Genomic DNA, 24,791 nt, shown 5'->3' on the forward strand with positions numbered 1-24,791 from the left:
GGCCGGTGGGAGTCCACGTACGGGCGGTTCGGGATCGGCCGTACTCCGGACGGCGGCCCGCCCATTGCGGACCCGAGGGGTTCGCGGTCGACTCGGGCCATGAGCACCCAACCGCCGCCCTCCGGTTCCGGCGAGCCGCCGGAAGACGACCCGTTCAGGAAGAAGCAGCCACCTTCGGGTGCTGAGACCCCGCAAGGCGGTTCCCCGTACGACGCTCCGCAGGGTGGCTCTCCGTATGACACCCCCCAGGGAGGCGGCCCGTACGGCGCTCCGCCGCCCGGTGGCGGCTCCCCGTACGGCGGCGGGCAGCAGCCTCCGCCGCCCTATGGAGGCGGGGGTCCCTACGGCGGCGGCCCCTCCGGTGCCGAGGAACCCCTGGCAGGCATGCCACCGCTGGCCGACAGCGCCCGGCGCACACTGGCCCGCATCATCGACATGATCATCGTCGGCATCGTGGTGGCGCTGCTGTCCTGGGCGTTCGGGCTCAACAAGGTGTACGTGGACGAGAACAACGTCCAGGCAGGGCCGCTGTACGGGCGGGCGATCATGGCGGCCGTGCTCTACATCGCCTACGACACGTTCATGATCGCCAAATCGGGGCAGACCCTGGGCAAGCAGTGGATGAAGATGCGCGTGGCGAACCTCAGCGACGGCTCGACGCCCAGTGTGCAGACGTCGCTCGTCAGGGCGGCCGTGCTGTGGCTGCCGTTCGCCTTCTGCTGCTACTGCATCTGGACGGCGATCTGCGGCGGCTGGAGCTTCTTCGACAAGCCGTACAAGCAGGGTCTGCACGACAAGGCGGCCAAGACGGTGGTGGTCAGCACCGCTTGAGACCCACCTGTCTCCGGCTGACGAGAGCCGGCAGTCAGGGCTGGCGTACCCGCTCGGCACCCGCATGCGCGGCGGCGTGCCGTGCGGGCACCCGTGCTTCGGAGCCCGAGGCGGAAGCCGGAACGGGCCGGGAAGCGGATGCGGTGGCGGCCGCCGAGGCCGCGGCAGGTGTGCGGTCCGCGGCATGCCCGGTGGCCTCGGCGTCGGTGGGAACCGCGGTCGGGGAGACCGTCCTGGACTGAGGCATGGTCAGGGCGACCAGAAGGCCCAGCCCTAGTGCGGCAAGGGCGATGACGGCCACCCCCACGCCCGAACTCGTCTGTGACAACAGCAGCATGGCCAGGGTGCAGAGGACAACGGTTGCGGAACCGTAGGCGAGCTGTGCGGCGGTCGGACGAGGCATGACGTATCCGTCCTCGGGATGGGGGTTCCCCCATGCCCTCGTGTCATGGGGGAGGATGCGGAAATCAACGAGGGTGCGTACCTATGTCGACTTGTCTGTAACGCGCCGTCAAATGACTCTAATCGGCTGCATGCCCGAGTGGAACGCCGGTAAGCGTGACCTTACCCACGGCGCCGGTGCACAAGGGGCGCACGGAGTCATCGAGTCCACCAAGTGGACGGTCGAACGCGCCCGTTGAGGGTCAAGTCGCCCCATGCCGGTTGTCCGGTTGCCGAACTCCCCCTGTTGCATAGTGCAGTTGGCGTGCTCAAGTCAAGATCTGTCTTTTCACCCGTAACTCCGGTCCAATAACGGCACTGTTGACGCGCGTATATCCGCGCCGCGCGGCCCTCTGCGACCGAGAGCGTGACCTGCCGCGCCGGGGTCCCCTCTGCTCGAGCGAAGCCGAGAGCTTGGGGGAGGGAGCGACGCGGGGGAAAGGACGGACAGTCAGGTGACCATCAGACGACGGACGTTCAGAGCCACTGCGGTGGCCGTGGCGTTGGCCACGGCCACCGCGGCGTTCTCGGTCGGCGCCACAGCGCAGGCCGAGGAGGGCCAGGCCCCGGGAACGGCGGCCATCGACCGCCACGACCCGGCGGCGGCCAAGGCTCAGGTGGACCACGACCTCAAAGGCCCGCTGACGGACCGGCAGGAGGCGCAGCGCGAGGAGGCCCTGAAGCAGGTCATATCCGGCGACGCCGAGGTGAAGGACCGCGACGGCTCGCAGGTCGTGCAGCTCGACAGCGACAAGTACGTGGAGCTCGGCCGCGAGAAGACCGACCAGATCTTCACGATCCTGGTCGAGTTCGGCGACCAGATCGACAGCAGGTACGGCGGCACGGCAGGCCCGGGCGACAACGAGATCGCCGAGCCGGACCGCACCCAGGACAACAGCACGGCCTGGCAGGCGGACTACAACCAGCAGCATTTCCAGGACCTCTACTTCGGCACCGGCGCCGGCGTCGAGTCGATGAAGAAGTACTACGAGAAGCAGTCGTCGGGCCGCTACTCGGTCGACGGCGAGGTCTCGGACTGGGTCAAGGTGCCCTACAACGAGGCCCGTTACGGCTCCAACTACTGCGGTTCCAGCACCTGCGCCAGCGTCTGGAACGTCGTCCGCGACGGCGTCACGGCCTGGGTCGCACAGCAGGAGGCCGCGGGCAAGTCCGACGCGGACATCAAGGCCGACCTCGCGAAGTTCGACCAGTGGGACCGCTACGACCACGACGCCGACGGCGACTTCAACGAGGCCGACGGCTACATCGACCACTTCCAGATCGTGCACGCCGGTGAGGACGAGTCCGCGGGCGGCGGTGTCCAGGGCGAGGACGCCATCTGGGCGCACCGCTGGTACGCGTTCGGCACCGACGCCGGTGCCACCGGCCCGGACGGCAACAAGCTGGGCGGCGCCCAGATCGGCGACACCGGCATCTGGGTCGGCGACTACACCATCCAGCCGGAGAACGGCGGACTCGGCGTCTTCGCCCACGAGTACGGCCACGACCTCGGCCTGCCGGACCACTACGACACCTCCGGCGGTGGCGAGAACTCCACCGGCTTCTGGACCCTGATGTCCTCCGGCTCCTGGCTCGGCACCGGTGAGGACACCATCGGCGACCTGCCCGGCGACATGAACGCCTGGGACAAGCTGCAGCTCGGCTGGCTGAACTACGAGACGGCCAAGGCCGCGACCCGCTCCACGCACACACTGGGCGTGGCCGAGTACAACACCGACAAGGCCCAGGGCCTGGTCGTCGAACTGCCGAAGAAGGAGGTCACCACCGAGGTGGTCACCCCCGCGCAGGGCTCCACCCAGTGGTGGAGCGGCATGGGCGACGACCTGAAGAACACGCTCACCCGGTCCGTGGACCTCACCGGCAAGACCTCCGCGACCCTCAGCCTCGACGGCTGGTGGGACATCGAGGCGGGCTACGACTACCTCTACACCGAGGTGTCCACCGACGGCGGCGCCAACTGGACGGCGATCGACGGCACCGCCAACGGCCAGCCGATCAGCCGCGACGGCAGCGACAAGCCCGCCCTTGACGGCACGGTCGACGCGTACCAGAAGCTCGTCTACCCGCTCGACGCCTACGCGGGCCAGAAGATCGACCTCCGCTTCCGCTACGCGACGGACGGCGGCGTGGCCCAGAAGGGCTTCGCGGCCGACTCGATCACGGTCACCGCGGACGGCTCGGCGGTCTTCTCCGACGGCGCGGAGAGCGCGGACGCCGCCTGGACGGCGACGGGCTTCTCGCGCATCGGAGCGTCCTTCTCCAAGGAGTACGAGCAGTACTACATCGCGGAGAACCGCCAGTACGTGTCGTACGACAAGACCCTGAAGGTCGGCCCGTACAACTTCGGCTTCTCGACCACGCGCCCCGACTGGGTGGAGCACTTCCCGTACCAGAACGGCCTGCTGATCTGGAAGTGGGACACCTCCCAGATGGACAACAACACCAGCCAGCACCCGGGCACGGGCCTGGTGCTGCCGGTCGACGCCCACCCGCAGGCGCTGAAGTGGTCGGACGGCACGCTGATGCGCAACCGCATCCAGACGTACGACGCGCCGTTCACCGAGTACCGGACGGACGGGTTCACGCTGCACAAGGCGGACGTCGCCACGGTGATCAAGTCGCAGCCGGGCAACCGGATCTTCAACGACCACCTGAACACGTACTACGACGAGAGCAACCCGACGGGTGGCGTCGAGATCACTGACACCAACACCAAGATCGCGATCGTGAAGGAGTCCCCGAGCGGCTCGACGATCACGGTCAAGGTCTCGGAGGCCACGAAGTAAGACGCGTTGTCGCAGGTCAGAGCATGATCGGCCGTTGCCCCTCTGGCGGGCGGCGGCCGATCGTGTTTAGGTGCCTCCTGTGGGTCCGTTATTGACACGACGTCTTACGGGGGTATGGCACGTATGGCCGCAGGAGGCTTTTGCAAGCTGCCGGACGGAAGCGTGGTCGTCGCGCTGACACTGCCGAACCCCGCCGCGTGCGGGGACGGCCAGAATGTCCGGGTGGTCGTGCAGGCGGGCAACCGGGCCCGCGCCCTGACGCGGTTGCGCAACCTCGGACTGCGCGCGGTCTACCTCCGCGGGAACCTCGCGCCGCCCACGCCGGACGAGATAACGGCGGTCCTGCACCATCCCGAGAACCTGGTGTGGCGCACGGCGCCGGACGACGCCAGGGAGCTCTACCACCCGATCAAGGCGCTCTTCCGGGGCCCGGTGGCACAGAGATCGTGAGCGTGGCACGGGGCGCGCGATGCGCCGGGCGGCTACACGACGGGCTTGCCCGTCAGCTCCACGCCCGCCTCGCGCATCTCCTCGAGCGCCAGCTCGGTCGTCTGCTCGTCGACTCCCGCGGTGAGGTCCAGCAGGACCTGGGTGCGGAAACCCGCACGGGCCGCGTCCAGCGCGGTCGCGCGCACACAGTGGTCCGTGGCTATGCCCACCACGTCGACCTCGGTGATCTGGCGGTCCCGCAGCCAGTCGGTCAGCGGCGTCCCGTTCTCGTCGACGCCCTCGAAGCCGCTGTACGCCGCCGCGTACGCGCCCTTGTCGAAGACCGCGTCGATCGCGCCGGAGGCGACCGCGGGTGCGAAGTTCGGGTGGAAGCCCACGCCCTCCGTGCCCGCCACGCAGTGCGCGGGCCACGAGTGGCGGAAGTCCGGCCGGTCCGAGAAGTGGTCACCGGGAGCGATGTGGTGGTCGCGGGTGGCGACCACATGGCGGTACCCGGCGGGGGCCTGGCCGATCAGTTCGGTGATGGCGGCAGCGACGTCGGCACCCCCTGCGACCGCGAGGCTGCCACCCTCACAGAAGTCGTTCTGCACGTCTACGACGATCAAGGCGCGGCGCATGGTGGCTGTCCTTCGGCTGGCTGTGACGTCCCGGGGAGGGCTCCCCGGGCCCCCGGCCGGGGGTCTCGGATGGCGCGGCTCGGCCTGTGGAACCGAGCCTAGAGACTTCAAGTGCGTTGCGGGAGGGGGTCCTTGCCCGCCTGCGGATTCAGGTGTGCGCTGTCGTTGCATTCCCGCTCACCCCGCGTTCATGCGCGGGCGTTCCCAGCCGTACGGTTCCGCACCGGCAGCCCCAGACGTACGCAGGCCGGCGGCCCGCCCCGGGCGGTGTCAGACGTACTCGGTCGGGATCACCGGCTCCCCCCGGGACAGCTGCGTCGCCGACAGCGGCAGCCGGGCGCGGGCCTCGAAGTGCCGGTCGCGGACCACGTCCAGCGGCTCGCGGGCGACCACGTCCCCGCCCTTGACGAATTCGACGAGCAGCTGCTGGTCCCGCAGCTCGTCCGGGACCGGGCCGGTGCCGATCACCTCCGCCTCGGCGGCCCCGTACTCGTCGAGCCGCCGCGCGGCCCACTTGCGGCCGCCGATCGACGTCTTGCCGCCCGTCGCCTTCTTCGCGACGGGGATGAGCGGAGCAGCCGGGGCGTCGCTCTCGGCGCGCGCCACCAGCTTGTAGACCATCGAGCAGGTGGGGTGCCCGGAGCCGGTCACCAGCTGGGTGCCGACGCCGTACGCGTCCACGGGAGCGGCGCGCAGCGACGCGATCGCGTACTCGTCCAGGTCCGAGGTCACGACGATCCTCGTGTTCTTGGCTCCCAGCTCGTCCAGCTGCTGGCGCACCCGGTGCGCGACCAGCAGCAGGTCGCCGGAGTCGATGCGCACGGCGCCCAGCTCGGGGCCCGCGACCTCGACGGCGGTGCGCACGGCCTCGGCCACGTCGTACGTGTCGACCAGCAGCGTCGTACCGGTGCCGAGCGAGGCCACCTGGGCCTGGAAGGCGTCGCGCTCGGTGTCGTGCAGCAGCGTGAAGGCGTGCGCGGACGTGCCGACCGTCGGAATGCCGTAGCGGAAGCCCGCGGCGAGGTCGGAGGTGCTCGTGAAGCCGCCGACGTAGGCGGCCCGCGAGGCGGCGACGGCTGCCAGCTCGTGGGTGCGGCGGGCGCCCATCTCGATCAGCGGGCGGTCCCCGGCCGCCGACGACATGCGCGATGCGGCCGCGGCGATCGCCGAGTCGTGGTTGAGGATCGACAGGATCACGGTCTCGAGGAGCACGCACTCCGCGAAGGAGCCCTCGACGCGCAGGATGGGGGAGCCGGGGAAGTAGACCTCGCCCTCGGCATAGCCCCAGATGTCGCCGCTGAAGCGGTAATCGGAGAGCCAGGCGAGCGTGGGCTCGTCCACGATGCCGCGCTCGCGCAGGAAGCCGAGGACGCCCTCGTCGAACCGGAAGTTCTCCACGGCGTCCAGCACCCGGCCGGTGCCGCCCACGACTCCGTAGCGGCGCCCCTCGGGCAGTCTGCGTGTGAAGACCTCGAAGACCGACCGCCGGCCGGCCGTGTCCGCGCGGAGGGCGGCCTGGAGCATCGTCAGCTCGTAGTGGTCCGTGAAGAGGGCCGTGGACGGAACGTCCACCGGCAGGCGCAGGTCCGCAGCGTTCACTGTGGATCTCCTCGCGATGACTCGTGACTCGTGGGGCACCCCGGTCGGGGGCCGGGGTCCGGGGGGTGTGCCCCCGGAATTGCGGCATACGAGCGATGCTACCCCTAAATCTCGTCACTTTGACGATTTCGGTGGTTCATTTGTGGCGGGCACCGCCGGGCCGTTTGTGCGGTCCCCCACCCCAAGTGGCAGCATGGGGCCTGTGACGGCCCCAGCACCCCTAGAAGTCGAACGCCCCGAGTCCGCGGAGGAGTCCTTCGCCGTACCCGAGCCCGACGTCCCCTGGGTCACGATCGTCCACAACGACCCGGTCAATCTGATGAGCTACGTGACGTACGTCTTCCAGAGCTACTTCGGGTACTCCAAGGACAAGGCCACGAAACTCATGCTCGACGTCCACCACAAGGGCCGGGCTGTGGTGTCCAGCGGAACGCGCGAAGAGATGGAGCGCGACGTACAGGCCATGCATGGCTACGGCCTGTGGGCCACGCTCCAGCATGACCGGAAGTAGCGACTCTCCTTCGGATCGCCAAGCACCGCAAGCAGCGACTCTCCCCAGGACCGGAAGCAGACGACTCTCCCTCATGCCAGGACATTTCGAACCGATCTCCGGGGGCGGCGCGGCCGTCGCGCTCGACGAGGTCGAGATCTCCATCATCCGGTCGCTGGCGGTCCAGCTTCTGGAGCTCGTCGGGCCGGGCCCGGGCGGCGACGCGTCCGACGACCCGCTCGCCGAACTCTTCGCGGAGGGCCCGAGCGAGCCGCCCTCCGACCCCGTGCTGCAGCGGCTCTTCCCGGACGCCTACAGCGGGCCCGGCGGCGATGAGGCGGCGCCCGGCGAAGCCGACGAGCTGCGGGCGCACTCCTCGGAGTTCCGCCGCTTCACCGAGAACGATCTGCGGGCGAAGAAGCGTGAGGACGCCCTCGCGGTGATCCGCTCCCTGGATTCGCTGACAGTCGCGGGCCGTGGCGGCGCCGTGCTCGAGCTGACGGCCGACGAGTCCCGGCAGTGGCTCGGCGCGCTCAACGACCTGCGCCTGGCCATCGGCTCCCGCCTCGACATCGCGGACGAGGAGGACACCGATGTGCTCTACCGGCTGCCGGACGAGGATCCGCGTAAGCCGATGGTGATGGCGTATCTGTGGCTGGGCGGGCTGCAGGAGACGCTGGTCGACACCCTGATGCCCTGACGTACCGCCCGAGGCGCTCCCCTATGTCCCGACATGGGGGACTTGCCATGACCAAGGGGTGACACCGGCGTTCGCTCAACGGACGCTCAAATCCGGATAACGATCCAGTCACCAACTCGGCGACTTATGGCGTGTCGAGCCCCTTTTGTCCGCTTCTTCCTGTGGCGTGTGCCATATCCGCCTCAGTCGATCACCTCTGCGGCCGTGATAGATCTTCACGACCACCCGTCAGGAGCCACCCATGCCCTGAACGGGGGCGCCCACGCCGGCAGACCGCCGGTCGGCACAGCTCCATCACATCCAGGGGGATCGAGACCCGGTCCGAAGCCGCCAGGTGGCTCGGATCGGCATGGAGAAAGGCGCACACCAGCATGACCTCTGCGCAGGTCGACAAGCATTACGACGGCAATGAGGCCGTGGGCGGCGACGCCCCCGAAGAGGGGTACGAGCGCGGGCTCGGCAGCCGTCAGGTCCAGATGATCGCCATCGGCGGCGCCATCGGCGTCGGCCTGTTCCTGGGCGCCGGGGCGAACATCGCCAAGGCCGGCCCCAGCCTCATCCTGATGTACGCCCTCGCGGGCGTGATCATCTTCTTCATCATGCGGGCGCTCGGCGAGCTCCTGCTCTACCGCCCGGTCTCGGGCTCCTTCGCGGAGTACTCCCGCGAGTTCCTCGGCCCGTTCTTCGGTTACTTCACCGGCTGGACGTACTGGCTGATGTGGGTCGTCACCGGCATGGCGGAGCTCACCGCCGCCGCGATCTACGTCAACTACTGGTTCCCGTCGATCCCGCGGTGGGTCACGGCCCTGGTCTTCCTGGTCGTCCTCTTCGTGGCCAACCTGATCTCGGTGAAGCTCTTCGGCGAGATCGAGTTCTGGTTCTCGATGGTCAAGGTCACCGCGCTCATCGGCATGATCGTGATCGGCCTCGGCGTCCTCACGTTCGGCTTCAGCGCCGCGGGCGACACCGCCGCCGTCTCCAACCTCTGGGCCTTCGACGGCTTCTTCCCCAAGGGCGTCGGCTCCTCGCTGATGACCCTGCAGGGCGTCATGTTCGCCTACCTCGCCGTCGAGCTCGTCGGTGTCACGGCCGGTGAGTCCGAGAACCCCGAGAAGACGCTCCCCAAGGCGATCAACACCCTGCCCTGGCGTATCGCGCTCTTCTACGTCGGTGCCCTCACGGTCATCCTCTGCGTCGTGAAGTGGACCGAGTTCGCGCCCGGCGTGAGCCCCTTCGTCGCGGCCTTCGCCAAGATCGGCATCCCGGCCGGCGCCGCCATCGTGAACTTCGTGGTGCTCACCGCGGCCCTGTCGTCCTGCAACTCCGGCATGTACTCCACCGGCCGCATGCTGCGCACCCTGGCCGACAACGGCGAGGCGCCCAAGGTCTTCAACAAGCTGTCCGCCTCCAAGACGCCCGCGTTCGGCATCACGGTCTCCGTGCTCTTCATGGGCATCGGCGTGATCCTCAACTACATCGTCCCGGAGAAGGCCTTCGGCTATGTCACCTCGGTGGCCACCGCGGCCGGCATCTGGACCTGGCTGATGATCCTCGTCAGCCACATCCTGTACCGCCGCGCGGTCGACGCCGGGCGCCTGCCCGCGTCCTCCTTCCCCGCCCCCGGCGGTGCGGTGTGCAGCTGGATCGCCACCGTGTTCCTGCTCTTCGTCACCGGCCTCATCGCGTACGACGCCGACTCCCGGATCTGCCTGTACGTCATGGCCGGCTGGGCCGCCGCACTGGCCATCGGCTGGTTCGTCCTCAAGGCCCGCAACCCGCAGGTCGCGCAGCGCGGTGAGCGCACCCTCGAGAAGGTCGGCTGACCCGGGCCAACGCCCACGATGTCCAGCATGCGGGCCGCCTGTACCACCCTTCGGTACGGGCGGCCCGCCCGCTTATCCTGAGCGGCATGCTCACCATCACCCAGGCCCTCCACGACCAGATCGTCGCGCACGCGCGCCAGGACCACCCCGACGAGGCGTGCGGCGTCGTCGCGGGCCCCGTGGGCTCCGGCCGCCCCGAGCGGTTCATCCCGATGCTGAACGCCGCCCGCTCGCCGACCTTCTACGAGTTCGACTCCGGCGACCTCCTCAAGCTCTACCGCGAGATGGACGACCGGGACGAGGAGCCCGTGATCATCTACCACTCGCACACGGCGACCGAGGCCTACCCCTCGCGCACCGACCTCTCGTACGCCAACGAGCCGGGCGCCCACTACGTGCTGGTGTCCACGGCGGACACCGACGACGCCGGCCCCTTCCAGTTCCGCTCGTTCCGCATCGTCGACGGCGAGGTCACGGAGGAGGAAGTGAAGGTCGTCGAGGCATACGGCTGAGCCGCGGCCGAACCGGAAACCGACGAAAGAGCGCGGCCCTCGGCGGAGGCTGGTCCGGCTGGCGAACGGCAATCGTCCAGTCCGTGAGATGCCATTCCGGAGCCCGGACCGGGAATCGATACGATGACCCCATGGTTCTCATCGACGTGAGCGACAAGGCGCCGGGCATGCTGCTCGTGGCGCGGCTGCACGTCGACCTGTGCAGGCTGGCGAGCGCCATCTGTCCGCGCTGAGCCGCCCCGCCGTACGGCCGTGAGCCGCGGCGCCCCAAGCTCCACGCACGCATCCGCATGCAGCGCAGCCGCGCGCCCACCGACGAGATTTCTTCCGACAGGAGCCCACCCCATGGCCATCGAGGTCCGCATCCCGACCATCCTCCGCCAGTACACCGACGGTGCGAAGGCCGTCGAGGGCAGCGGGGACACCCTCGCCGCGCTCTTCGCCGACCTCGAGACCCGGCACGCCGGGATCCAGGCCCGGATCGTGGACGGCGGCGAGCTGCGCCGCTTCGTCAACGTCTACCTGAACGACGAGGACGTCCGCTTCCTCGACGGCATCAACACCAAGGTGGCGGACGGCGACAGCGTGACGATCCTGCCGGCCGTCGCCGGCGGGATGGCCTGATCGGCATGCGCTACGACTCCCCCCTCGCAGCCGTCGGCAACACGCCGCTCGTCCGGCTGCCCCGGCTCTCGCCGTCCGAGGACGTCCGGATCTGGGCGAAGCTCGAGGACCGCAACCCGACCGGCTCGGTCAAGGACCGCCCCGCGCTGCACATGATCGAGCAGGCCGAGAAGGACGGGCGGCTCACGCCCGGCTGCACCATCCTCGAGCCGACCTCGGGCAACACCGGCATCTCGCTCGCCATGGCCGCGAAGCTCAAGGGCTACCGCATGGTGTGCGTCATGCCGGAGAACACCTCGCAGGAGCGGCGCGACCTGCTCGCCATGTGGGGCGCGGAGATCATCCCCAGCCCCGCCGCGGGCGGCTCCAACACCGCAGTACGCATCGCCAAGGAGCTCGCCGCGTCGCACCCGGACTGGGTGATGCTCTACCAGTACGGCAACCCGGACAATGCGGGCGCGCACTACGCGACCACCGGCCCGGAGATCCTCGCCGACCTGCCGTCCGTCACGCACTTCGTGGCGGGCCTCGGCACGACGGGCACGCTCATGGGCGTCGGGCGCTATCTGCGCGAGCACAAGCCGGACGTCAAGATCGTCGCCGCCGAGCCGCGCTACGACGACCTCGTCTACGGCCTGCGCAACCTCGACGAGGGCTTCGTGCCCGAGCTGTACGACGCGTCCGTGCTGACCACCCGCTTCTCGGTCGGCTCCGCCGACGCCGTGACCCGCACCCGGGAACTCCTCCAGCAGGAGGGGATCTTCGCGGGCGTCTCCACGGGGGCCGCGCTGCACGCGGCGATCGGGGTGGGGAAGAAGGCGGTCAAGGCGGGGGAGTCGGCGGACATCGTGTTCATCGTCGCCGACGGCGGCTGGAAGTATCTGTCGACCGGGGTCTACACCGCGGCGACCACGGAAGAGGCCATCGAGACGTTGCACGGGCAGCTCTGGGCCTGAGCCGGAGTCCGCACCACCCGCAGATTCGGCGCCTAGCCCGCGAGATGGCGGACCTGGTCCCACAGGACCGGGTCCGCCACGCCCGCCCGTCGGCGGAACTCCCACACGGCCACGTTCCGCAGTTCGTCCGTCTCCAGGAAGCTCGGGCGGCCCTGGGCATCGCCCACGGAACCCGGGGGTAGCGGGATCACGCCCGGGCGCTCGTCGCGGTACTTGCTGGTGATCTTCGCCACGAGCGCGGTGTCGCCGTGCACCGACAGCACCAGACACGGCCGGTCCTTGGCCCGCGCGGCACCCTGCGTCGCCCGTCCTGGACGTCCCGAGGCGCCGCCGTCCGGCTCGTACGGCACGTTCGCCCACCAGATCTCCGCCGGCTTCGGCCTGGGCGGGGCGGCCACCCGCCGCCGCGGCCGCTCCGGCCGCTCACCGGGCCGTCCCGGCGCCCGGGTCCTGCCGCCCGGCCGGCGACGCGTACGGTGCGGCCCCCAGCCGTCGGCCAGCGCCGCGACCAGCGCGAGCAGCACCACGGCGGCCAGGGCGAGCCACCAGGACGTGTCCATGTACCGACGGTACCGGCGGGCCCGTCCCGCTGCCCGCCCCGGTTACCACACCCTGGGAGCTGTGCGGCGGATCAGGGTCGGCAGGCCTTCACCGCACAGCCATCCGATCCGGTGACACAGCAGGTGAGTTCGCCCACAACAGCCCGTGACGGAGAAGCGACGAAGGCTTTTGCGCCTTACGCTCGACGCACCGCACGACCCCCGTTTTCTCATACTGCCAGCGGAGGTTTCTGCTCCATGAAGCTCACCGTCGTCGGCTGCTCGGGGTCGTTCCCGTCCGCGGAATCGGCCTGCTCGAGCTACCTCGTCGAGGCCGACGGCTTCCGGCTGCTCCTCGACATGGGCAACGGCGCCCTTGGCGAGCTGCAGCGCCACTGCGGTCTCTACGACCTCGACGCGATCTTCCTCAGCCATCTGCACGCCGACCACTGCATCGACATGTGCGCCTATTTCGTGGCGCGCTACTACCGGCACGACGGCGGCCGCGCCGCTCCCCTCCCCGTCTACGGACCCGAGGGCACCGAGCAGCGACTGACCACCGCCTACGGCGACACGCCCTCCGCGTCGTCGATGAGCGAGGTCTTCGACTTCCACACCGTCAAGCCGGGCACCTTCGACATCGGCCCCTTCACGGTGCACACGGAGAGGGTGCGCCACCCCGTCGAGGCGTACGGCATCCGCCTCGAGCACGGCGGTTCCTCGCTGACGTACTCAGGGGACACCGGTGTGTGCGACTCCCTTGTCGAACTCGCCTTCAACACCGATCTGTTCCTGTGCGAGGCCGCGTTCACGTACGGCAAGGAGAGCATCCCCGACCTGCATCTCAACGGCCGCGAGGCGGGCGAGATCGGCCAGCGCGCCGGGGTCCGGCGCCTGATGCTGACCCACATCCCGCCGTGGACGGACCCCGAGGTCAACCTCGCGGACGCGCGTGCCGTGTTCGACGGGCAGGTGGAGCTGGCGGCGCCCGGAGTGACGTACGAGATCTAGCCGTACGAGATCCAGACGTACGAGGTCAGCCGCCACGAGGCCGTACGAGAGTCGGCCTCTACGACATGGCAGAGGCCCCCGGAGCTTGACTGCTCCGGGGGCCTCTGTGCTGTCCAGGACCTGCTTACGCCTTGGTGAGGTCCTCGACCTCGGCCTCGGGCTCGCGGCCCGGAGTCGGCAGGTCGAACTTGGTGATGGCGAAGCGGAAGACCACGTAGTAGATCGCCGCGAAGACCAGGCCGATCGGGATGATCAGCCACGGCTTGGTGGCCAGGTTCCAGTTCAGTGCGTAGTCGATGAAGCCCGCCGAGAACGTGAAGCCGGCGTGGACGCCCAGCATCCAGGTCACGGCCAGCGAGATCGCGGTGAGCACCGCGTGGATCGCGTACAGCACCGGCGCGATGAACATGAAGGAGAACTCGATCGGCTCGGTGACACCCGTGACGAAGGAGGTCAGGGCGAGCGAGATCATCATGCCCAGGACGGCCTTGCGGCGGTCGGGGCGCGCGGAGTGCGCGATGGCGAGGGCGGCGGCCGGGAGGCCGAACATCATGATCGGGAAGAAGCCGGACATGAACATACCGGCGTGGGGGTCGCCCGCGAAGAAGCGGTTCAGGTCGCCGTGGACGACCTGGCCGGCGGAGTTGGTGAAGTCACCGAGCTGGAACCAGGCGACGGTGTTCACGAACTGGTGCATGCCCACCGGGATCAGCGCACGGTTGATGGCACCGAAGAGACCGGCACCGGCGGCGCCGAGACCCGTCATCCACTCGCCGAAGCTGCTGATGCCCTCGCCGATGGGCTCCCAGACCAGACCGAAGACGACGCCGACCAGGGTGCCGACGAAGGCCATGATGATCGGGACGAGCCGGCGCCCGTTGAAGAAGCCGAGCCAGTCGACCAGCTTGGTGCGGTGGAACTTCTGCCACAGCACGGCGGCCAGCAGACCCATGACGATGCCGCCGAGCACACCCGGGTTGTTGTAGGTCGCGGCTATGTCCGCGCCCTTCTGGATCTTGGCCTCGGTGACCGGGAACGCCTTGAGCACATTGCTGTAGACCAGGAAGCCGACCAGCGCGGCCAGCGCGGTGGAGCCGTCGGCCTTCTTGGCGAAGCCGATGGCGACACCGATACAGAAGAGCATCGGCAGGTTGTCGAAGACCGCGCCACCGGCGGTGGCGAAGACCGAGGCGACCTTGTCCCAGCCGAGCCCGTCGGCGCCGAAGACGTCCGGCTGGCCGAGACGCAGCAGGATGCCCGCGGCGGGCAGCACGGCGATCGGCAGCTGCAGGCTGCGGCCGATCTTCTGCAGGCCCTGGAACAGGCCGGCTCCCCGTTTCTTCGCGGGGGCGGCGGTGGCCGCGGTGTCGGTACCGGTGCTCATGAACGTCCTCCGTGTGCCGGGTGCTGCCGGGGCATGGGGGAAGATGGGGATGGCAGCAGGGGATGTGGTCTACACCACTGATTGGTGTAGACCTGTTGTAGCACGGTGAAGGCCGGATAAGGAACCCGCGAATTTTGTGGCTCGAGACATATCGGGAAATCGTGCCATAAAGCAGGGCGCAGCGGTCGGGGTGGCGGTGTGGTGTGCGTTATAGGGGACGGCGGGGGCGTGCCGATCAGTCCCGAATGAGGCCTGGGCCGGGCTTGGCGGCGGTTGGAATACTGGTGTAGACCAGTGGTTGCAGCGGGTGACATGACCGCTCGTGAAGACGGCCCGACCGTGGGTTACCGTGACAAAACGGGTCAAGGTGAACGGAGCAAGAAATGGCCACCAAGGCTGAGAAGATCGTTGCCGGGCTCGGCGGCATCGACAACATCGAAGAGATCGAGGGCTGCATCACCCGCCTGCGGACCGAGGTCGTCGACCCGAGCAAGGTCGACGAGGCCGCGCTGAAGGCCGCCGGAGCGCACGGCGTGGTCAAGATGGGCACGGCGATCCAGGTCGTCATCGGCACCGACGCCGACCCGATCGCGGCCGACATCGAAGACATGATGTGACGACGTCGACGACATGATGTGACGACGTCGACGACATGATGTGAGCCGAGGGCACGGCCGCGCCGAGGCCGCCCGGCAGCCCCGTTCCGCACCCGACCGGAACGGGGTCTTCACCATTCGGGCTAGGCTCAGCAGCATGTCTCGAATCGACGGCCGTACGCCTGAACAGCTCCGCCCCGTCACGATCGAACGTGGCTGGAGCAAGCACGCCGAGGGCTCGGTCCTCATCTCCTTCGGCGACACCAAGGTCTTCTGCACCGCCTCGGTCACCGAAGGCGTCCCGCGCTGGCGCAAGGGCAGCGGCGAGGGCTGGGTCACCGCCGAGTACGCGATGCTGCCCCGCTCCACCAACACCCGCGGCGACCGCGAGTCCGTCCGCGGCAAGATCGGCGGCCGCACGCACGAGATCTCCCGCCTCATCGGCCGGTCCCTGCGCGCCGTGATCGACTACAAGGCGCTCGGCGAGAACACCATCGTCCTCGACTGCGACGTCCTCCAGGCCGACGGCGGCACCCGCACCGCCGCCATCACCGGCGCCTACGTCGCGCTCGCCGACGCCGTCGCCTGGGCGCAGAAGAAGAAGCTCGTCAAGGCCGGCCGCAACCCGCTCACCGGCACTGTCTCCGCCGTCTCCGTCGGCATCGTGGGCGGCGTACCGCTCCTCGACCTCTGCTACGAGGAGGACGTGCGCGCCGAGACCGACATGAACGTCGTCTGCACCGGCGACGGCCGGTTCGTGGAGGTCCAGGGCACCGCCGAGGCCGAGCCCTTCGCCCGCGAGGAGCTCAACTCGCTGCTCGACCTGGCCGTTTCCGGGTGCACGGAACTCACGGCCATCCAGCGCGCCGCGCTCGAACAGCAGCGGTAGCGGCGCCTTCCGCCTCGGCTCGCACGGGTGCCCGGCGGGCAAGGGCGACGAGGGGAAAAGGTAAAGAAGGAACCAAGAAGGCTCCTCCTCGCGTTATTACGGGTGCGGGCGTACGGGCCAAACCGTGCGCCCGTCCGCAACTCCCGGGAGGAACCGCCGACATGGCACCGCGCCGCCGACGTATCAGCACCGCCATCGCCCTGGTGAGCCTGGCGCTCGCCGCGCCGCTCGCCGCCGGCTGCAGCGCCGTCGACAAGGCACTGGACTGCGTGCAGACCGCCGACGCCATAGCCGACAGCGTCACCGAGCTCAAGCAGGCCGTCGACAACGCCGCCAACGACCCGACCCAGGCCGGCGAGGCGCTCGACTCCATAGAGAAGAACCTCGACGAGATCGGCGGCAAGACCGACAACGCCGACGTCGACAAGGCGGTCGACGACCTCGGCAAGGCCGTCACCAACGTCCGCGAGGCCATCGACAGCGGCGACGAGACACCGGACATCAGCCCGGTCACGGACGCGGCGGGCGAACTGACGAAGGTCTGCACGCCATAGGGGCGGCGGGGGCGCGCCCGTCCGGGGTACCGGACGGGCAGCCCTCACACCACCGCGATACTGGTGGCATGACCCGCCTGATCCTCGCCACCCGCAACGCCGGAAAGATCACCGAACTCAAGGCCATCCTCGCCGATGCAGGGCTCACGCACGACCTCGTCGGCGCGGACGCCTACCCGGACATCCCTGACGTCAAGGAGACCGGCGTCACCTTCGCCGAGAACGCCCTGCTCAAGGCCCACGCGCTGGCGCAGGCCACCGGCCTGCCCGCCGTCGCCGACGACTCGGGCCTCTGCGTCGACGTACTCGGTGGCGCCCCCGGCATCTTCTCCGCCCGCTGGGCCGGCCGCCACGGCGACGACCAGGCCAACCTGGAGCTTCTCCTGGCCCAGCTCGGCGACATCTCCGACGAACACCGCGCCGCCCACTTCGCCTGCGCCGCGGCCCTCGCCCTGCCCGACGGCACGGAGCGAGTCGTCGAGGGCCGCCTGACGGGCACCCTCCGCCACACCCCCGCCGGCGCGAACGGCTTCGGTTACGACCCGATCCTTCAGCCGGAGGGCGAGACGCGTACGTGCGCGGAGCTCAGCCCCGAGGAGAAGAACGCGATCAGCCACCGCGGCAAGGCGTTCCGCGCGCTGGTGCCGGTGGTGCGGGACCTGCTGGGCTGAGCCGCCCCGGCACGGGCCGCTGAACCCGAAGGTCCGTCGAGCACGAAGTTCCGTCGAGTGCGCAGCTCCGTCGAGCACGAAGGCCCCGTCCGGTCGTGCCGGACGGGGCCTTCGCATACGTGCGGCCGGAGGGACTCGAACCCTCACGGGTGTTACCCCACTGGGACCTAAACCCAGCGTGACTGCCAGTTCCACCACGGCCGCCTGCCGTCCGGTCATGCTACTGGCCGGACGGCCCGGGCCGGGTCTCAGATCCCCAAATCCTTGATGATCTTGGCCACGTGGCCCGTGGCCTTCACGTTGTAGAGGGCGCGCTCGACCTTGCCCTCCTCGTCGACGATCACCGTGGAGCGGATGACGCCCGTCACCGTCTTGCCGTAGAGCTTCTTCTCGCCGAAGGCGCCGTAGGACTCGAGGACCGACTTGTCGGGGTCGGCCAGGAGGGTGACCTTCAGGTCCTCCTTCTCGCGGAACTTGGCGAGCTTCTCCGGCTTGTCGGGGGAGATGCCGATCACGTCGTAGCCGGCGCCGGCCAGCACCTCGAGGTTGTCCGTGAAGTCGCACGCCTGCTTGGTGCAGCCCGGGGTGAGGGCGGCCGGGTAGAAGTAGACGATGACCTTGCGGCCCTTGTGGTCGGAGAGGGAGACCTCGTTGCCGTCGGCGTCGGGCAGGGTGAAGGCGGGGGCGGTGTCGCCGGGCTGGAGTCGCTCGCTCATGTTCTTCGGTCTCCTAGCAAGGGGGGCGGCAAGGGGGCGGATCCCCCATGGCTGGTTACGGAACGAGGGTAATAGGGGTGCCGTGGGGTGAGGTGGGCCGGAAGCTGACAGACTGTCGACCACAACAGCAGGTCGGCCCGAGAACATCGGCAGACCGGCGGAAGACCATCGGATACGACCACGGAGGCAGCGCGGTGTCGGATGCCAGGACCCCTGCGCAGATCGAGGCGGACATCAGGCTCCGGCGTGAGCGGCTGGCCGAGACCCTCGATGAGATCGGGATGAGGGTGCACCCGAAGACGATCGTCGGGGATGCACGAGCGAAGGTCGTCTCCGGTGTCGATCACACCCTGGGACGGGCGTATGTCGGCGTCAACCGGGCCGTGAGCGGTGTGCGGTCGCGGCTGGTGTCGGAGGAAGGGGCGCCGCGGCTCGAGCGGATCGTGCCCGTGGCGATCGTCCTCGTCGGCGTCGTGGGCCTGCTGGCCATGAGCTCGCGCAGGCGGAAGCGCTGACCCTCCGGGGTGCGGGCGAGGTGGAGACAGGTAGGTTCGGAGCGTGAGCGAGAAGACCCACCACGACAAGTTGCCCATCCGGATGCTGCACGACCGTGTGCTGGTGCGGCAGGACGCCAACGAGGGCGAGCGGCGTTCCGGCGGCGGCATCCTGATCCCCGCGACCGCGGCCGTCGGGCGGCGGCTGGCCTGGGCCGACGTCGTCGCGGTCGGGCAGAACGTGCGGACCGTGGAGGTGGGCGACCGGGTGCTGTACGACCCCGAGGACCGGGCCGAGGTCGAGGTGCGGGGCGTGGCGTACGTCCTGATGCGCGAGCGCGATCTGCACGCCGTGGCCGCGGACCGCTTCGAGGGTTCCCAGGACTCGACCGGGCTCTATCTCTGACGTAGCCAGGTCCCACGTCTCGTAGCCACGGTCTCCTGGCTGCGACGTACGGCTTGTGCCATGACGCGCCTTCGACCATGACGCCGTAAGGCCTGGTGACCTCCCCGGTCACCAGGCCTTACGTATGAGCCGCCGTATCACCGGGCGGCGGCTCGTCCTCAGCCCCGCCCCGGAGTGGCCTGGCCCTGCGGGACGACCGTCGTGCCGCCTGCGGGCGGCGCCTGGGGCCGGATGTCACCGGTGCCGCCCTGGGGCTGGCGGGGACTCTGGGGCCGGTCCCCTCCGGTCAGTCCAGGAGGCCGTTCCTCTCCGGCACCCTGCGTCGGGCCCGGCTGGGGCGCACCCTGAGCCGGTCCCTGGGTACGGCCGCCGGTCTGCCCCGGACTCTCCTGCGTGCGGCCCTGCTTGTCGCCCTGCTTGTCTCCCGGCTTACCGCTCTGCTTGGCGCCCGGTTTCTTGCTCGGCTTCGCTCCCGGCTTCTTGCTGGGCTGAGATCCGGGGAGTCCTCTGTGGCGCCGGTACCACTCCTCCTCGGCCCAGTCCTCGAAGGGGTCGGGTTCGTCGGCGCCCTCGGCCAGCTGCAGGTCGAAGTCCTGGACGTCCCGGCCGGCGAGGGCGGCCTCCGTGTACTGCGCCCAGATGCGGGCCGGGTAGTCCCCGCCGTTGATCCGCGACTCGCCGAGCGCTCCGTACAGGGGGGTGTGTTCGCCCGTGACCGGGTTCTGGCCCATGACGACGACGACCGTGGCGAGATCGGGTGTGTAGCCGGCGAACCATGCCGCGGTGTCGTTCTCCGCGGTGCCCGTCTTGCCGGCGGCGGGGCGCCCGGCCGCCTGGGCGGCGGCGCCGGTGCCGTCCTCGACGACGCTCTGCAGCATGTAGGTCGTCGTGTCGGCGGACTCGCGGCTGACGGCCTGCTGGGTGTGCTGTTTGGGCAGGCCGACGGACTCGCCCTGCCTGGTGACCTTCTCGACCAGCGTGGCCGCGCCGTATCTGCCGTGGTTGGCGAGGGTCGCGTACGCCTGCGCCATGTCGAGGACGCTGGCGGTGGCCGTGCCCAGCGCGATGGACGGCGAGGCGCTCAGATCGGGGGTGTCCTGGGGGACGCCGAGGTGGACGGCGGTCGACTTCACCCTGTCCGGGCCGACGTCGGCGGCCATCTGTGCGTAGACGGCGTTGACGGAGTTGTCGGTGGCGTCGCGCACGCTGATGGGGCCGTAGTCGGTCTTGTCCTCGTTCTCGGGGGCGTAGGGCGTGCCGTGCCAGCCCTCCACGCGGCGCTTGCTGTCGCCGTCGTAGATCGTGTTCGGGGTGATGGGGCGGCCGTCCTGGGTCCTCGACCCGTTCTCGACGGCCGCCGTGAAGACGAACGGCTTGAAGGTCGAGCCGACCTGGTAGTCGCGGCGCGTCGCGTTGTTGACGTACTGCTGTGTGTAGTCGATGCCGCCGTACATCGCGATGACCTTGCCGGTGTCGGGGTCGACGGACGCGCCGCCCACGCGGACATTGCCGTCCACGGGCCGGCTGTCCTTGCTGACCTGGGACATCACCTGGTCGTCCACGGCGTCGACGAAGGCCTGCTGCTCCTTCTTCTCGATCGTGGTCGTGATCCGGTAGCCGCCGACGGACTCCAGGGCGTCCTCGTCGAGAATCTTGTGGCTGATGAGGTAGTCGTTGACGGCCTGCACGATGTAGCCGCGCTGTCCGGACATCGCGGCGGCGGGCTTCGCCTCGTGGGGGACGGGGAAGTGCATCGTGGTGCGCTCGGCGGGGGTGAGCCAGTTCTCCTTGACCATGCCGTCGAGGACGTAGTTCCAGCGGGCGATGGCCCTGTTCATGTTCTGGGGGTGCGCCACGACGTCGTAGGCGCTCGGCGCGTTGAGGAGGGTCGCCAGGTAGGCGCCCTGCCCGGTGTCGAGGTGCTCCACGTCGACGCCGTAGTAGGCCTGGGCGGCGGCCTGGATGCCGTAGGCGTTGCGGCCGAAGTAACTGGTGTTCAGATAGCCCTCGAGGATCCGGTCCTTGCTCGCCTCGCGGGCCAGTTTGATCGAGATGAAGAACTCCTTCACCTTCCGGGTGACCGTCTGCTCCTGGCCCAGGTAGTAGTTCTTCACGTACTGCTGGGTGATGGTGGAGCCGGACTGCTTGCCCTTGCCGATGAGGGTGTTCCAGGCGCCGCGGATCATCGCCGCGGGATCGACCGCGGGCTCCGAGTAGAAGTCCCGGTCCTCGGCGGCGAGAACGGCGTGCTGCACCGTCTTGGGGATGCTCGCGAGCGCCACGTTCTCGCGGTTGACATCGCCGTCGCGGGCGAGCGGGGAGCCGTCGGAGTACAGGTAGACGTTGCTCTGCGCGACCGCGGCCGCGTTCGCCGGCGGGATCTGGACGAGCAGGTAGCCGGCGGCGAAGGCGCCGATGCAGAGCAGTGCCAGTCCGAGGCAGCTGCCGATGACCGTGCGCCAGGTGGGGACGGCCCGGCGCCAGCCGGTGCGCTTCGGCTGCCGGGGGCCGCCGGGCTTCGGCGCCCCCTCCTGCAGCTTGCCGGGGGTGCCCGCGGCGGCGGGCCCGAGCCGGCCGGACGCACCGCCCAGAACCAGGGCCGCGCCGGTGCCCGGGGTCGGGCCCGTGGCCGGGGCCCCGGGCGCCTTGGGCCCGGCGTCCCGCGGCGCCCAGCCTCCTTTGCTCTGCTGCGGCTCGTCGCTCATTTTGTGCGGTACTCCTGTTTCGAGTCGTACGCCCCCTTGCATACTCCTTTGCACACTTTCGCATCATGAGTTCCGCGCTGAGGGGTGGCGCGCACCGCGCGCCGTAATCAAGTGGCAGGCACCCGCGTATGCCCGTTAGGCTCTTGCACTTTGGCCCGGAACACCTGGAACGGGCTGGGCGGAGGCCGGTCGGCCGCCGGGCGGGCGCGGCAGTCGGGGGAGGTTCTTCGTGGGGAAAGGGCGGTTGTACACGGCCGTCGCGGTGAGCGCGTTCCGGCGGTACGCGACGTACCGAGTGGCCACGGCTGCCGGGGTGTTCACCAACACCGTCTTCGGCGTGATCCTGGCGTACACCTACGTCGCGCTGTGGGACGAGCGGCCGGAACTCGGCGGGTACGACCAGGCGCAGGCCCTCACTTATGTGTGGCTCTGTCAGGGGCTGCACGCGGCGGTGGCCGCGATGGACCGCGGCATGGAGGTGGAGCTGATCGGGCGGATCCGTACGGGCGACATCGCCATCGATCTGTACCGGCCGGCCGATCTGCAGGCGTGGTGGCTGGCGAGCGATATGGGGCGGGCCGCGTTCCAGCTGCTCGGCCGCGGCTTCGTGCCGATGGCGTTCGGTGCGCTCCTGTTCGAACTGGCGGTTCCCTCGGACCCGCTGACCTGGCTGGCCTTCCTGGTCGCCGTCGCGCTCGGAGTGGTCGTCAGTTTCGCGATCCGCTACCTGGTGGCGCTGTCCGCGTTCTGGCTGATGGACGGCGCGGGCGTGGTGCAGATGGCGTCGCTGACCGGGATCTTCTTCTCCGGGATGCTGCTGCCGCTGAACGTCTTCCCGGGCGCAATCGGCGAGATCGCGCGGGCGCTCCCGTGGTCGGCGCTGCTGCAGAAGCCCGCCGATGTCCTCCTCGGCGAGCGCACCGGCGTCGGGCTGCTGGAGACGTACGCGTTCCAGGGGGCCTGGGCGGTGGCGCTGCTGGCGGCCGGGCGGCTGGTGCAGTCGGCGGCGATGAGGCGGGTGGTGGTGCAGGGTGGCTGAGCTTCCTGCCGGTTCGCGGCTCACGGACGGGCTGCGTACGACGGACGGGCTGCGTACGAACGCTCCGGGTCGGCCGATGGGCGGAATCGGCCAGGACGGTCCACGGCTCAGGGACGGGCTGCGTGCCTACCGGATGATCGCCGGGATGTGGATCCGCTCCACGATGGCGTACCGCGCGTCGTTCGCGATGACCGTGGTCACGGACTTCGCGGTCACCGCACTGGACTTCGCCGCGATCCTGCTGATGTTCTCGCAGGTCGACGTGATCGGCGGCTACACCCTGCCTGAGGTCGCCCTCCTCTACGGCACCGCGGGCATCGCCCTCGGCCTCGCCGACCTGGGGTTCGGGTCGATCGAGCAGCTGGGGCAGCGGGTGCGCGACGGCACGCTGGACACCCTGCTGGTGCGTCCGGCGCCGGTGCTCGCGCAGATCGCCGCAGACCGCTTCGCGCTGCGCCGCCTCGGGCGGCTCACCCAGGGTCTGCTGGTCCTCGGGTACGCGCTGGCCGTCCTCGACATCGCCTGGACGCCGCTGAAGGTGCTGATGATCCCGCTGATGCTGCTCAGCGGGGCCGCCATCTTCGCGGCCGTGTTCGTGGCGGGCGCGGCCTTCCAGTTCGTCGCGCAGGACGCCTCCCAGGTGCAGAACTCCTTCACGTACGGCGGAAACACGCTCCTGCGGTACCCGCCGACCGTCTTCGGCAAGGAGCTGGTGCGCGGCGTCACCTTCGTGCTGCCGCTGGCCTTCGTCAACTGGCTGCCCGCGCTGTACGTGCTGGGGCGGCCCTACCCGCTGGACCTGCCGCAGTGGCTGGCGTTCGCGCCGCCGCTGGTGGCCGCCGCGTGCTGCGCCGGGGCCGGGGCGGCATGGCGCGCGGGACTTCGTTCGTACCGCAGTACAGGGAGCTGAGCCGTGATCGACAGCAGCGACGTGAGCGACATGAGCGACGACGAGTTCATCCGCCTGGACGGCGTGGAGAAGGTCTTCGACGTATGGCGCAGAACCGGCTTCCTGCGCCGCGAGAAACACCAGGTGCGCGCCGTCGACTCGATCTCCTTCACGGTGGCGCGCGGTGAGATGGTCGGCTACATCGGGCCGAACGGCGCCGGAAAGTCGACGACGATCAAGATGCTCACCGGGATTCTGACGCCGAGCGGCGGCCGCCTGCGCGTCGCGGGTATCGACCCCTCGCGTGAGCGCACGCGGCTCGCGCAGCACATCGGCGTCGTGTTCGGGCAGCGCACAACCCTGTGGTGGGACCTGCCGCTGATCGACTCGTACCGGCTGATGCACCGCATGTACCGCATCCCCGACGCCCGTTACCGCGCCAACCTCGACCGCTGCGTCGAACTTCTTGAGATGCGCGACCTGTTGGACGTCCCGGTACGGCAGCTGTCCCTCGGTCAGCGCATGCGCGGCGACATCGCCGCCGCCCTGCTCCACGACCCGGACGTGCTCTACCTCGACGAGCCGACCATCGGCCTGGACGTGGTCAGCAAGGCGAAAGTACGGGAGTTCCTGCGCGAGTTGAACGCCGAGCGCGGCACGACCGTGCTGCTCACCACCCACGATCTGACCGACATCGAGCAGCTGTGCAAGCGCGTGATGGTCATCGACCACGGGCGGCTGATGTACGACGGTGCGCTGTCCGGGCTGCACGAGGTGGGGGAGAGCGAGCGGACCCTCGTCGTGGATCTGGCCCGTGAACTGCCGCCGGTCGACATCGGCCCGCTCGCGCGCGTCGTGAGGGTCGAAGGGCCGCGGCAGTGGCTGGCGTTCCCCACATCGGAGTCGGCGGCGCCCCTGGTGGCACGTATCGCGGCGGAGTATCCGCTGGTGGACCTGTCCGTGCGGGAGCCCGACATCGAGGCCGTCATCGCAAACATGTACGCAAGTGGGGGCGACCTCCTGCAACCGCAGGCCGAGAACTCGTAGG

27 protein-coding genes and 1 tRNA gene are annotated in these 24,791 nt (G+C 69.5%); 20 read left to right on the forward strand and 8 right to left on the reverse strand.

Translation table 11 applies throughout. The features are described from left to right. Positions 1-99: 99 nt before the first annotated feature. Complete coding sequence (locus tag ABT009_RS00665) at positions 100-831, forward strand: RDD family protein (protein WP_351287838.1); 732 nt, start codon at positions 100-102, stop codon at positions 829-831. A gap of 34 nt (positions 832-865) precedes the next feature. Here ABT009_RS00665 and ABT009_RS00670 read toward each other — a convergent pair whose 3' ends face one another. Beyond that, entirely contained in the window at positions 866-1,234 is a 369-nt protein-coding gene (locus ABT009_RS00670) for a hypothetical protein (protein ID WP_351287841.1), read from the reverse strand. Between the two features lie 493 nt (positions 1,235-1,727). On the opposite strand from ABT009_RS00670, the gene ABT009_RS00675 reads away from it, so the two are divergent. Then, positions 1,728-4,079 (forward strand): immune inhibitor A domain-containing protein, encoded by a 2,352-nt coding sequence (locus ABT009_RS00675; RefSeq protein ID WP_351287844.1) that lies wholly within the window; start codon positions 1,728-1,730, stop codon positions 4,077-4,079. A 123-nt stretch (positions 4,080-4,202) separates the two neighbouring features. Beyond that, on the forward strand, positions 4,203-4,529 hold the full coding sequence (locus ABT009_RS00680; protein WP_351287847.1) for a hypothetical protein: 327 nt from the start codon (positions 4,203-4,205) through the stop codon (positions 4,527-4,529). 32 nt (positions 4,530-4,561) lie between these two features. Here ABT009_RS00680 and ABT009_RS00685 read toward each other — a convergent pair whose 3' ends face one another. Further along, positions 4,562-5,146, reverse strand: a complete 585-nt coding sequence (locus tag ABT009_RS00685; RefSeq protein WP_351287850.1) for an isochorismatase family protein — start codon at positions 5,144-5,146, stop codon at positions 4,562-4,564. Positions 5,147-5,416: 270 nt separating this feature from the next. Then, a complete protein-coding gene (locus tag ABT009_RS00690; protein ID WP_351287853.1) occupies positions 5,417-6,745 on the reverse strand; it encodes a nicotinate phosphoribosyltransferase in 1,329 nt (442 codons plus the stop codon). 193 nt (positions 6,746-6,938) lie between these two features. On the opposite strand from ABT009_RS00690, the gene clpS reads away from it, so the two are divergent. The 7 genes from clpS (at position 6,939) to ABT009_RS00725 (ending at position 11,850) form a co-directional block, all read left to right on the forward strand. Next, positions 6,939-7,256, forward strand: coding sequence for an ATP-dependent Clp protease adapter ClpS (clpS, locus tag ABT009_RS00695; protein WP_351287856.1), 318 nt, complete (start codon positions 6,939-6,941; stop codon positions 7,254-7,256). A 73-nt stretch (positions 7,257-7,329) separates the two neighbouring features. Continuing rightward, the gene (locus tag ABT009_RS00700) at positions 7,330-7,935 is read left to right on the forward strand and encodes a DUF2017 domain-containing protein (protein WP_351287859.1); all 606 of its coding nucleotides are present in this window, start codon (positions 7,330-7,332) and stop codon (positions 7,933-7,935) included. Between the two features lie 371 nt (positions 7,936-8,306). Continuing rightward, positions 8,307-9,758, forward strand: a complete 1,452-nt coding sequence (locus ABT009_RS00705; protein WP_351287861.1) for an amino acid permease — start codon at positions 8,307-8,309, stop codon at positions 9,756-9,758. Positions 9,759-9,844: 86 nt separating this feature from the next. After that, entirely contained in the window at positions 9,845-10,270 is a 426-nt protein-coding gene (locus tag ABT009_RS00710) for a M67 family metallopeptidase (protein WP_351287864.1), read from the forward strand. Positions 10,271-10,401: 131 nt separating this feature from the next. Continuing rightward, on the forward strand, positions 10,402-10,503 hold the full coding sequence (locus ABT009_RS00715) for a putative leader peptide (protein WP_351287867.1): 102 nt from the start codon (positions 10,402-10,404) through the stop codon (positions 10,501-10,503). 112 nt (positions 10,504-10,615) lie between these two features. Then, the gene (locus ABT009_RS00720; protein ID WP_181660636.1) at positions 10,616-10,894 is read left to right on the forward strand and encodes a MoaD/ThiS family protein; all 279 of its coding nucleotides are present in this window, start codon (positions 10,616-10,618) and stop codon (positions 10,892-10,894) included. A 5-nt stretch (positions 10,895-10,899) separates the two neighbouring features. Then, the gene (locus tag ABT009_RS00725; RefSeq protein ID WP_351287870.1) at positions 10,900-11,850 is read left to right on the forward strand and encodes a PLP-dependent cysteine synthase family protein; all 951 of its coding nucleotides are present in this window, start codon (positions 10,900-10,902) and stop codon (positions 11,848-11,850) included. Between the two features lie 32 nt (positions 11,851-11,882). On the opposite strand, the gene ABT009_RS00730 is transcribed toward ABT009_RS00725, so the two are convergent. After that, positions 11,883-12,410, reverse strand: coding sequence for a type II toxin-antitoxin system PemK/MazF family toxin (locus tag ABT009_RS00730; RefSeq protein WP_351287873.1), 528 nt, complete (start codon positions 12,408-12,410; stop codon positions 11,883-11,885). Between the two features lie 237 nt (positions 12,411-12,647). On the opposite strand from ABT009_RS00730, the gene ABT009_RS00735 reads away from it, so the two are divergent. Then, positions 12,648-13,400 carry an MBL fold metallo-hydrolase gene (locus tag ABT009_RS00735; RefSeq protein ID WP_351287875.1) on the forward strand — a complete coding sequence of 251 codons (753 nt, stop codon included), beginning with the start codon at positions 12,648-12,650 and terminating at the stop codon, positions 13,398-13,400. Positions 13,401-13,524: 124 nt separating this feature from the next. Here the strand turns inward: ABT009_RS00735 and ABT009_RS00740 are convergent, their stop codons facing one another. Continuing rightward, complete coding sequence (locus ABT009_RS00740) at positions 13,525-14,784, reverse strand: PTS transporter subunit EIIC (protein WP_351287878.1); 1,260 nt, start codon at positions 14,782-14,784, stop codon at positions 13,525-13,527. A gap of 383 nt (positions 14,785-15,167) precedes the next feature. Between ABT009_RS00740 and ABT009_RS00745 the strand changes: the two genes are divergently transcribed. The 4 genes from ABT009_RS00745 to rdgB all read left to right on the forward strand — a co-directional run bounded on the left by ABT009_RS00745 (position 15,168) and on the right by rdgB (position 17,494). Next, complete coding sequence (locus ABT009_RS00745) at positions 15,168-15,401, forward strand: PTS sugar transporter subunit IIB (RefSeq protein ID WP_351287881.1); 234 nt, start codon at positions 15,168-15,170, stop codon at positions 15,399-15,401. A 136-nt stretch (positions 15,402-15,537) separates the two neighbouring features. Then, on the forward strand, positions 15,538-16,269 hold the full coding sequence (gene rph, locus ABT009_RS00750) for a ribonuclease PH (protein ID WP_351287884.1): 732 nt from the start codon (positions 15,538-15,540) through the stop codon (positions 16,267-16,269). Positions 16,270-16,430: 161 nt separating this feature from the next. Further along, positions 16,431-16,823: a hypothetical protein gene (locus tag ABT009_RS00755; RefSeq protein ID WP_351287887.1), complete on the forward strand. Its 393-nt coding sequence runs from the start codon at positions 16,431-16,433 to the stop codon at positions 16,821-16,823. Positions 16,824-16,891: 68 nt separating this feature from the next. After that, positions 16,892-17,494, forward strand: coding sequence for an RdgB/HAM1 family non-canonical purine NTP pyrophosphatase (gene rdgB, locus ABT009_RS00760; protein WP_351287890.1), 603 nt, complete (start codon positions 16,892-16,894; stop codon positions 17,492-17,494). A gap of 120 nt (positions 17,495-17,614) precedes the next feature. Here rdgB and ABT009_RS00765 read toward each other — a convergent pair. Then, positions 17,615-17,698 (reverse strand) — tRNA-Leu (locus ABT009_RS00765). Between the two features lie 44 nt (positions 17,699-17,742). Continuing rightward, entirely contained in the window at positions 17,743-18,210 is a 468-nt protein-coding gene (gene bcp / locus ABT009_RS00770; RefSeq protein ID WP_351287892.1) for a thioredoxin-dependent thiol peroxidase, read from the reverse strand. A 194-nt stretch (positions 18,211-18,404) separates the two neighbouring features. Here bcp and ABT009_RS00775 point away from each other — a divergent pair, with 194 nt between their 5' ends. Together ABT009_RS00775 and ABT009_RS00780 are read left to right on the forward strand one after the other, a co-directional pair. Then, on the forward strand, positions 18,405-18,725 hold the full coding sequence (locus ABT009_RS00775) for a DUF3618 domain-containing protein (RefSeq protein ID WP_351287894.1): 321 nt from the start codon (positions 18,405-18,407) through the stop codon (positions 18,723-18,725). A gap of 43 nt (positions 18,726-18,768) precedes the next feature. Next, positions 18,769-19,110: a GroES family chaperonin gene (locus tag ABT009_RS00780; RefSeq protein WP_351287897.1), complete on the forward strand. Its 342-nt coding sequence runs from the start codon at positions 18,769-18,771 to the stop codon at positions 19,108-19,110. A gap of 158 nt (positions 19,111-19,268) precedes the next feature. On the opposite strand, the gene ABT009_RS00785 is transcribed toward ABT009_RS00780, so the two are convergent. After that, complete coding sequence (locus ABT009_RS00785) at positions 19,269-21,815, reverse strand: transglycosylase domain-containing protein (RefSeq protein WP_351287900.1); 2,547 nt, start codon at positions 21,813-21,815, stop codon at positions 19,269-19,271. Positions 21,816-22,044: 229 nt separating this feature from the next. On the opposite strand from ABT009_RS00785, the gene ABT009_RS00790 reads away from it, so the two are divergent. From ABT009_RS00790 to ABT009_RS00800, 3 genes are all read left to right on the forward strand, one after another. Then, a complete protein-coding gene (locus tag ABT009_RS00790; RefSeq protein ID WP_351287903.1) occupies positions 22,045-22,854 on the forward strand; it encodes an ABC transporter permease in 810 nt (269 codons plus the stop codon). Between the two features lie 76 nt (positions 22,855-22,930). Beyond that, entirely contained in the window at positions 22,931-23,764 is an 834-nt protein-coding gene (locus ABT009_RS00795) for an ABC transporter permease (RefSeq protein WP_351288571.1), read from the forward strand. A gap of 30 nt (positions 23,765-23,794) precedes the next feature. Next, positions 23,795-24,790, forward strand: coding sequence for an ABC transporter ATP-binding protein (locus tag ABT009_RS00800; RefSeq protein WP_351288573.1), 996 nt, complete (start codon positions 23,795-23,797; stop codon positions 24,788-24,790). The last annotated feature ends 1 nt before the right edge of the window (position 24,791 follow it).

The organism is Streptomyces sp. NPDC002896, from assembly GCF_040295225.1.
GTDB lineage: Bacteria > Actinomycetota > Actinomycetes > Streptomycetales > Streptomycetaceae > Streptomyces.

Coding starts and splice junctions, on each gene's coding strand:
- ABT009_RS00665 (WP_351287838.1), top strand. CDS start 100: ATGAGCACCCAACCGCCGCCCTCCGGTTCCGGCGAGCCGCCGGAAGAC.
- ABT009_RS00670 (WP_351287841.1), bottom strand. CDS start 1,234: ATGCCTCGTCCGACCGCCGCACAGCTCGCCTACGGTTCCGCAACCGTT.
- ABT009_RS00680 (WP_351287847.1), top strand. CDS start 4,203: ATGGCCGCAGGAGGCTTTTGCAAGCTGCCGGACGGAAGCGTGGTCGTC.
- ABT009_RS00685 (WP_351287850.1), bottom strand. CDS start 5,146: ATGCGCCGCGCCTTGATCGTCGTAGACGTGCAGAACGACTTCTGTGAG.
- clpS (WP_351287856.1), top strand. CDS start 6,939: ATGGGGCCTGTGACGGCCCCAGCACCCCTAGAAGTCGAACGCCCCGAG.
- ABT009_RS00700 (WP_351287859.1), top strand. CDS start 7,330: ATGCCAGGACATTTCGAACCGATCTCCGGGGGCGGCGCGGCCGTCGCG.
- ABT009_RS00705 (WP_351287861.1), top strand. CDS start 8,307: ATGACCTCTGCGCAGGTCGACAAGCATTACGACGGCAATGAGGCCGTG.
- ABT009_RS00710 (WP_351287864.1), top strand. CDS start 9,845: ATGCTCACCATCACCCAGGCCCTCCACGACCAGATCGTCGCGCACGCG.
- ABT009_RS00715 (WP_351287867.1), top strand. CDS start 10,402: ATGGTTCTCATCGACGTGAGCGACAAGGCGCCGGGCATGCTGCTCGTG.
- ABT009_RS00720 (WP_181660636.1), top strand. CDS start 10,616: ATGGCCATCGAGGTCCGCATCCCGACCATCCTCCGCCAGTACACCGAC.
- ABT009_RS00725 (WP_351287870.1), top strand. CDS start 10,900: ATGCGCTACGACTCCCCCCTCGCAGCCGTCGGCAACACGCCGCTCGTC.
- ABT009_RS00730 (WP_351287873.1), bottom strand. CDS start 12,410: ATGGACACGTCCTGGTGGCTCGCCCTGGCCGCCGTGGTGCTGCTCGCG.
- ABT009_RS00735 (WP_351287875.1), top strand. CDS start 12,648: ATGAAGCTCACCGTCGTCGGCTGCTCGGGGTCGTTCCCGTCCGCGGAA.
- ABT009_RS00740 (WP_351287878.1), bottom strand. CDS start 14,784: ATGAGCACCGGTACCGACACCGCGGCCACCGCCGCCCCCGCGAAGAAA.
- ABT009_RS00745 (WP_351287881.1), top strand. CDS start 15,168: ATGGCCACCAAGGCTGAGAAGATCGTTGCCGGGCTCGGCGGCATCGAC.
- rph (WP_351287884.1), top strand. CDS start 15,538: ATGTCTCGAATCGACGGCCGTACGCCTGAACAGCTCCGCCCCGTCACG.
- ABT009_RS00755 (WP_351287887.1), top strand. CDS start 16,431: ATGGCACCGCGCCGCCGACGTATCAGCACCGCCATCGCCCTGGTGAGC.
- rdgB (WP_351287890.1), top strand. CDS start 16,892: ATGACCCGCCTGATCCTCGCCACCCGCAACGCCGGAAAGATCACCGAA.
- bcp (WP_351287892.1), bottom strand. CDS start 18,210: ATGAGCGAGCGACTCCAGCCCGGCGACACCGCCCCCGCCTTCACCCTG.
- ABT009_RS00785 (WP_351287900.1), bottom strand. CDS start 21,815: ATGAGCGACGAGCCGCAGCAGAGCAAAGGAGGCTGGGCGCCGCGGGAC.
- ABT009_RS00795 (WP_351288571.1), top strand. CDS start 22,931: ATGGGCGGAATCGGCCAGGACGGTCCACGGCTCAGGGACGGGCTGCGT.
- ABT009_RS00800 (WP_351288573.1), top strand. CDS start 23,795: ATGAGCGACGACGAGTTCATCCGCCTGGACGGCGTGGAGAAGGTCTTC.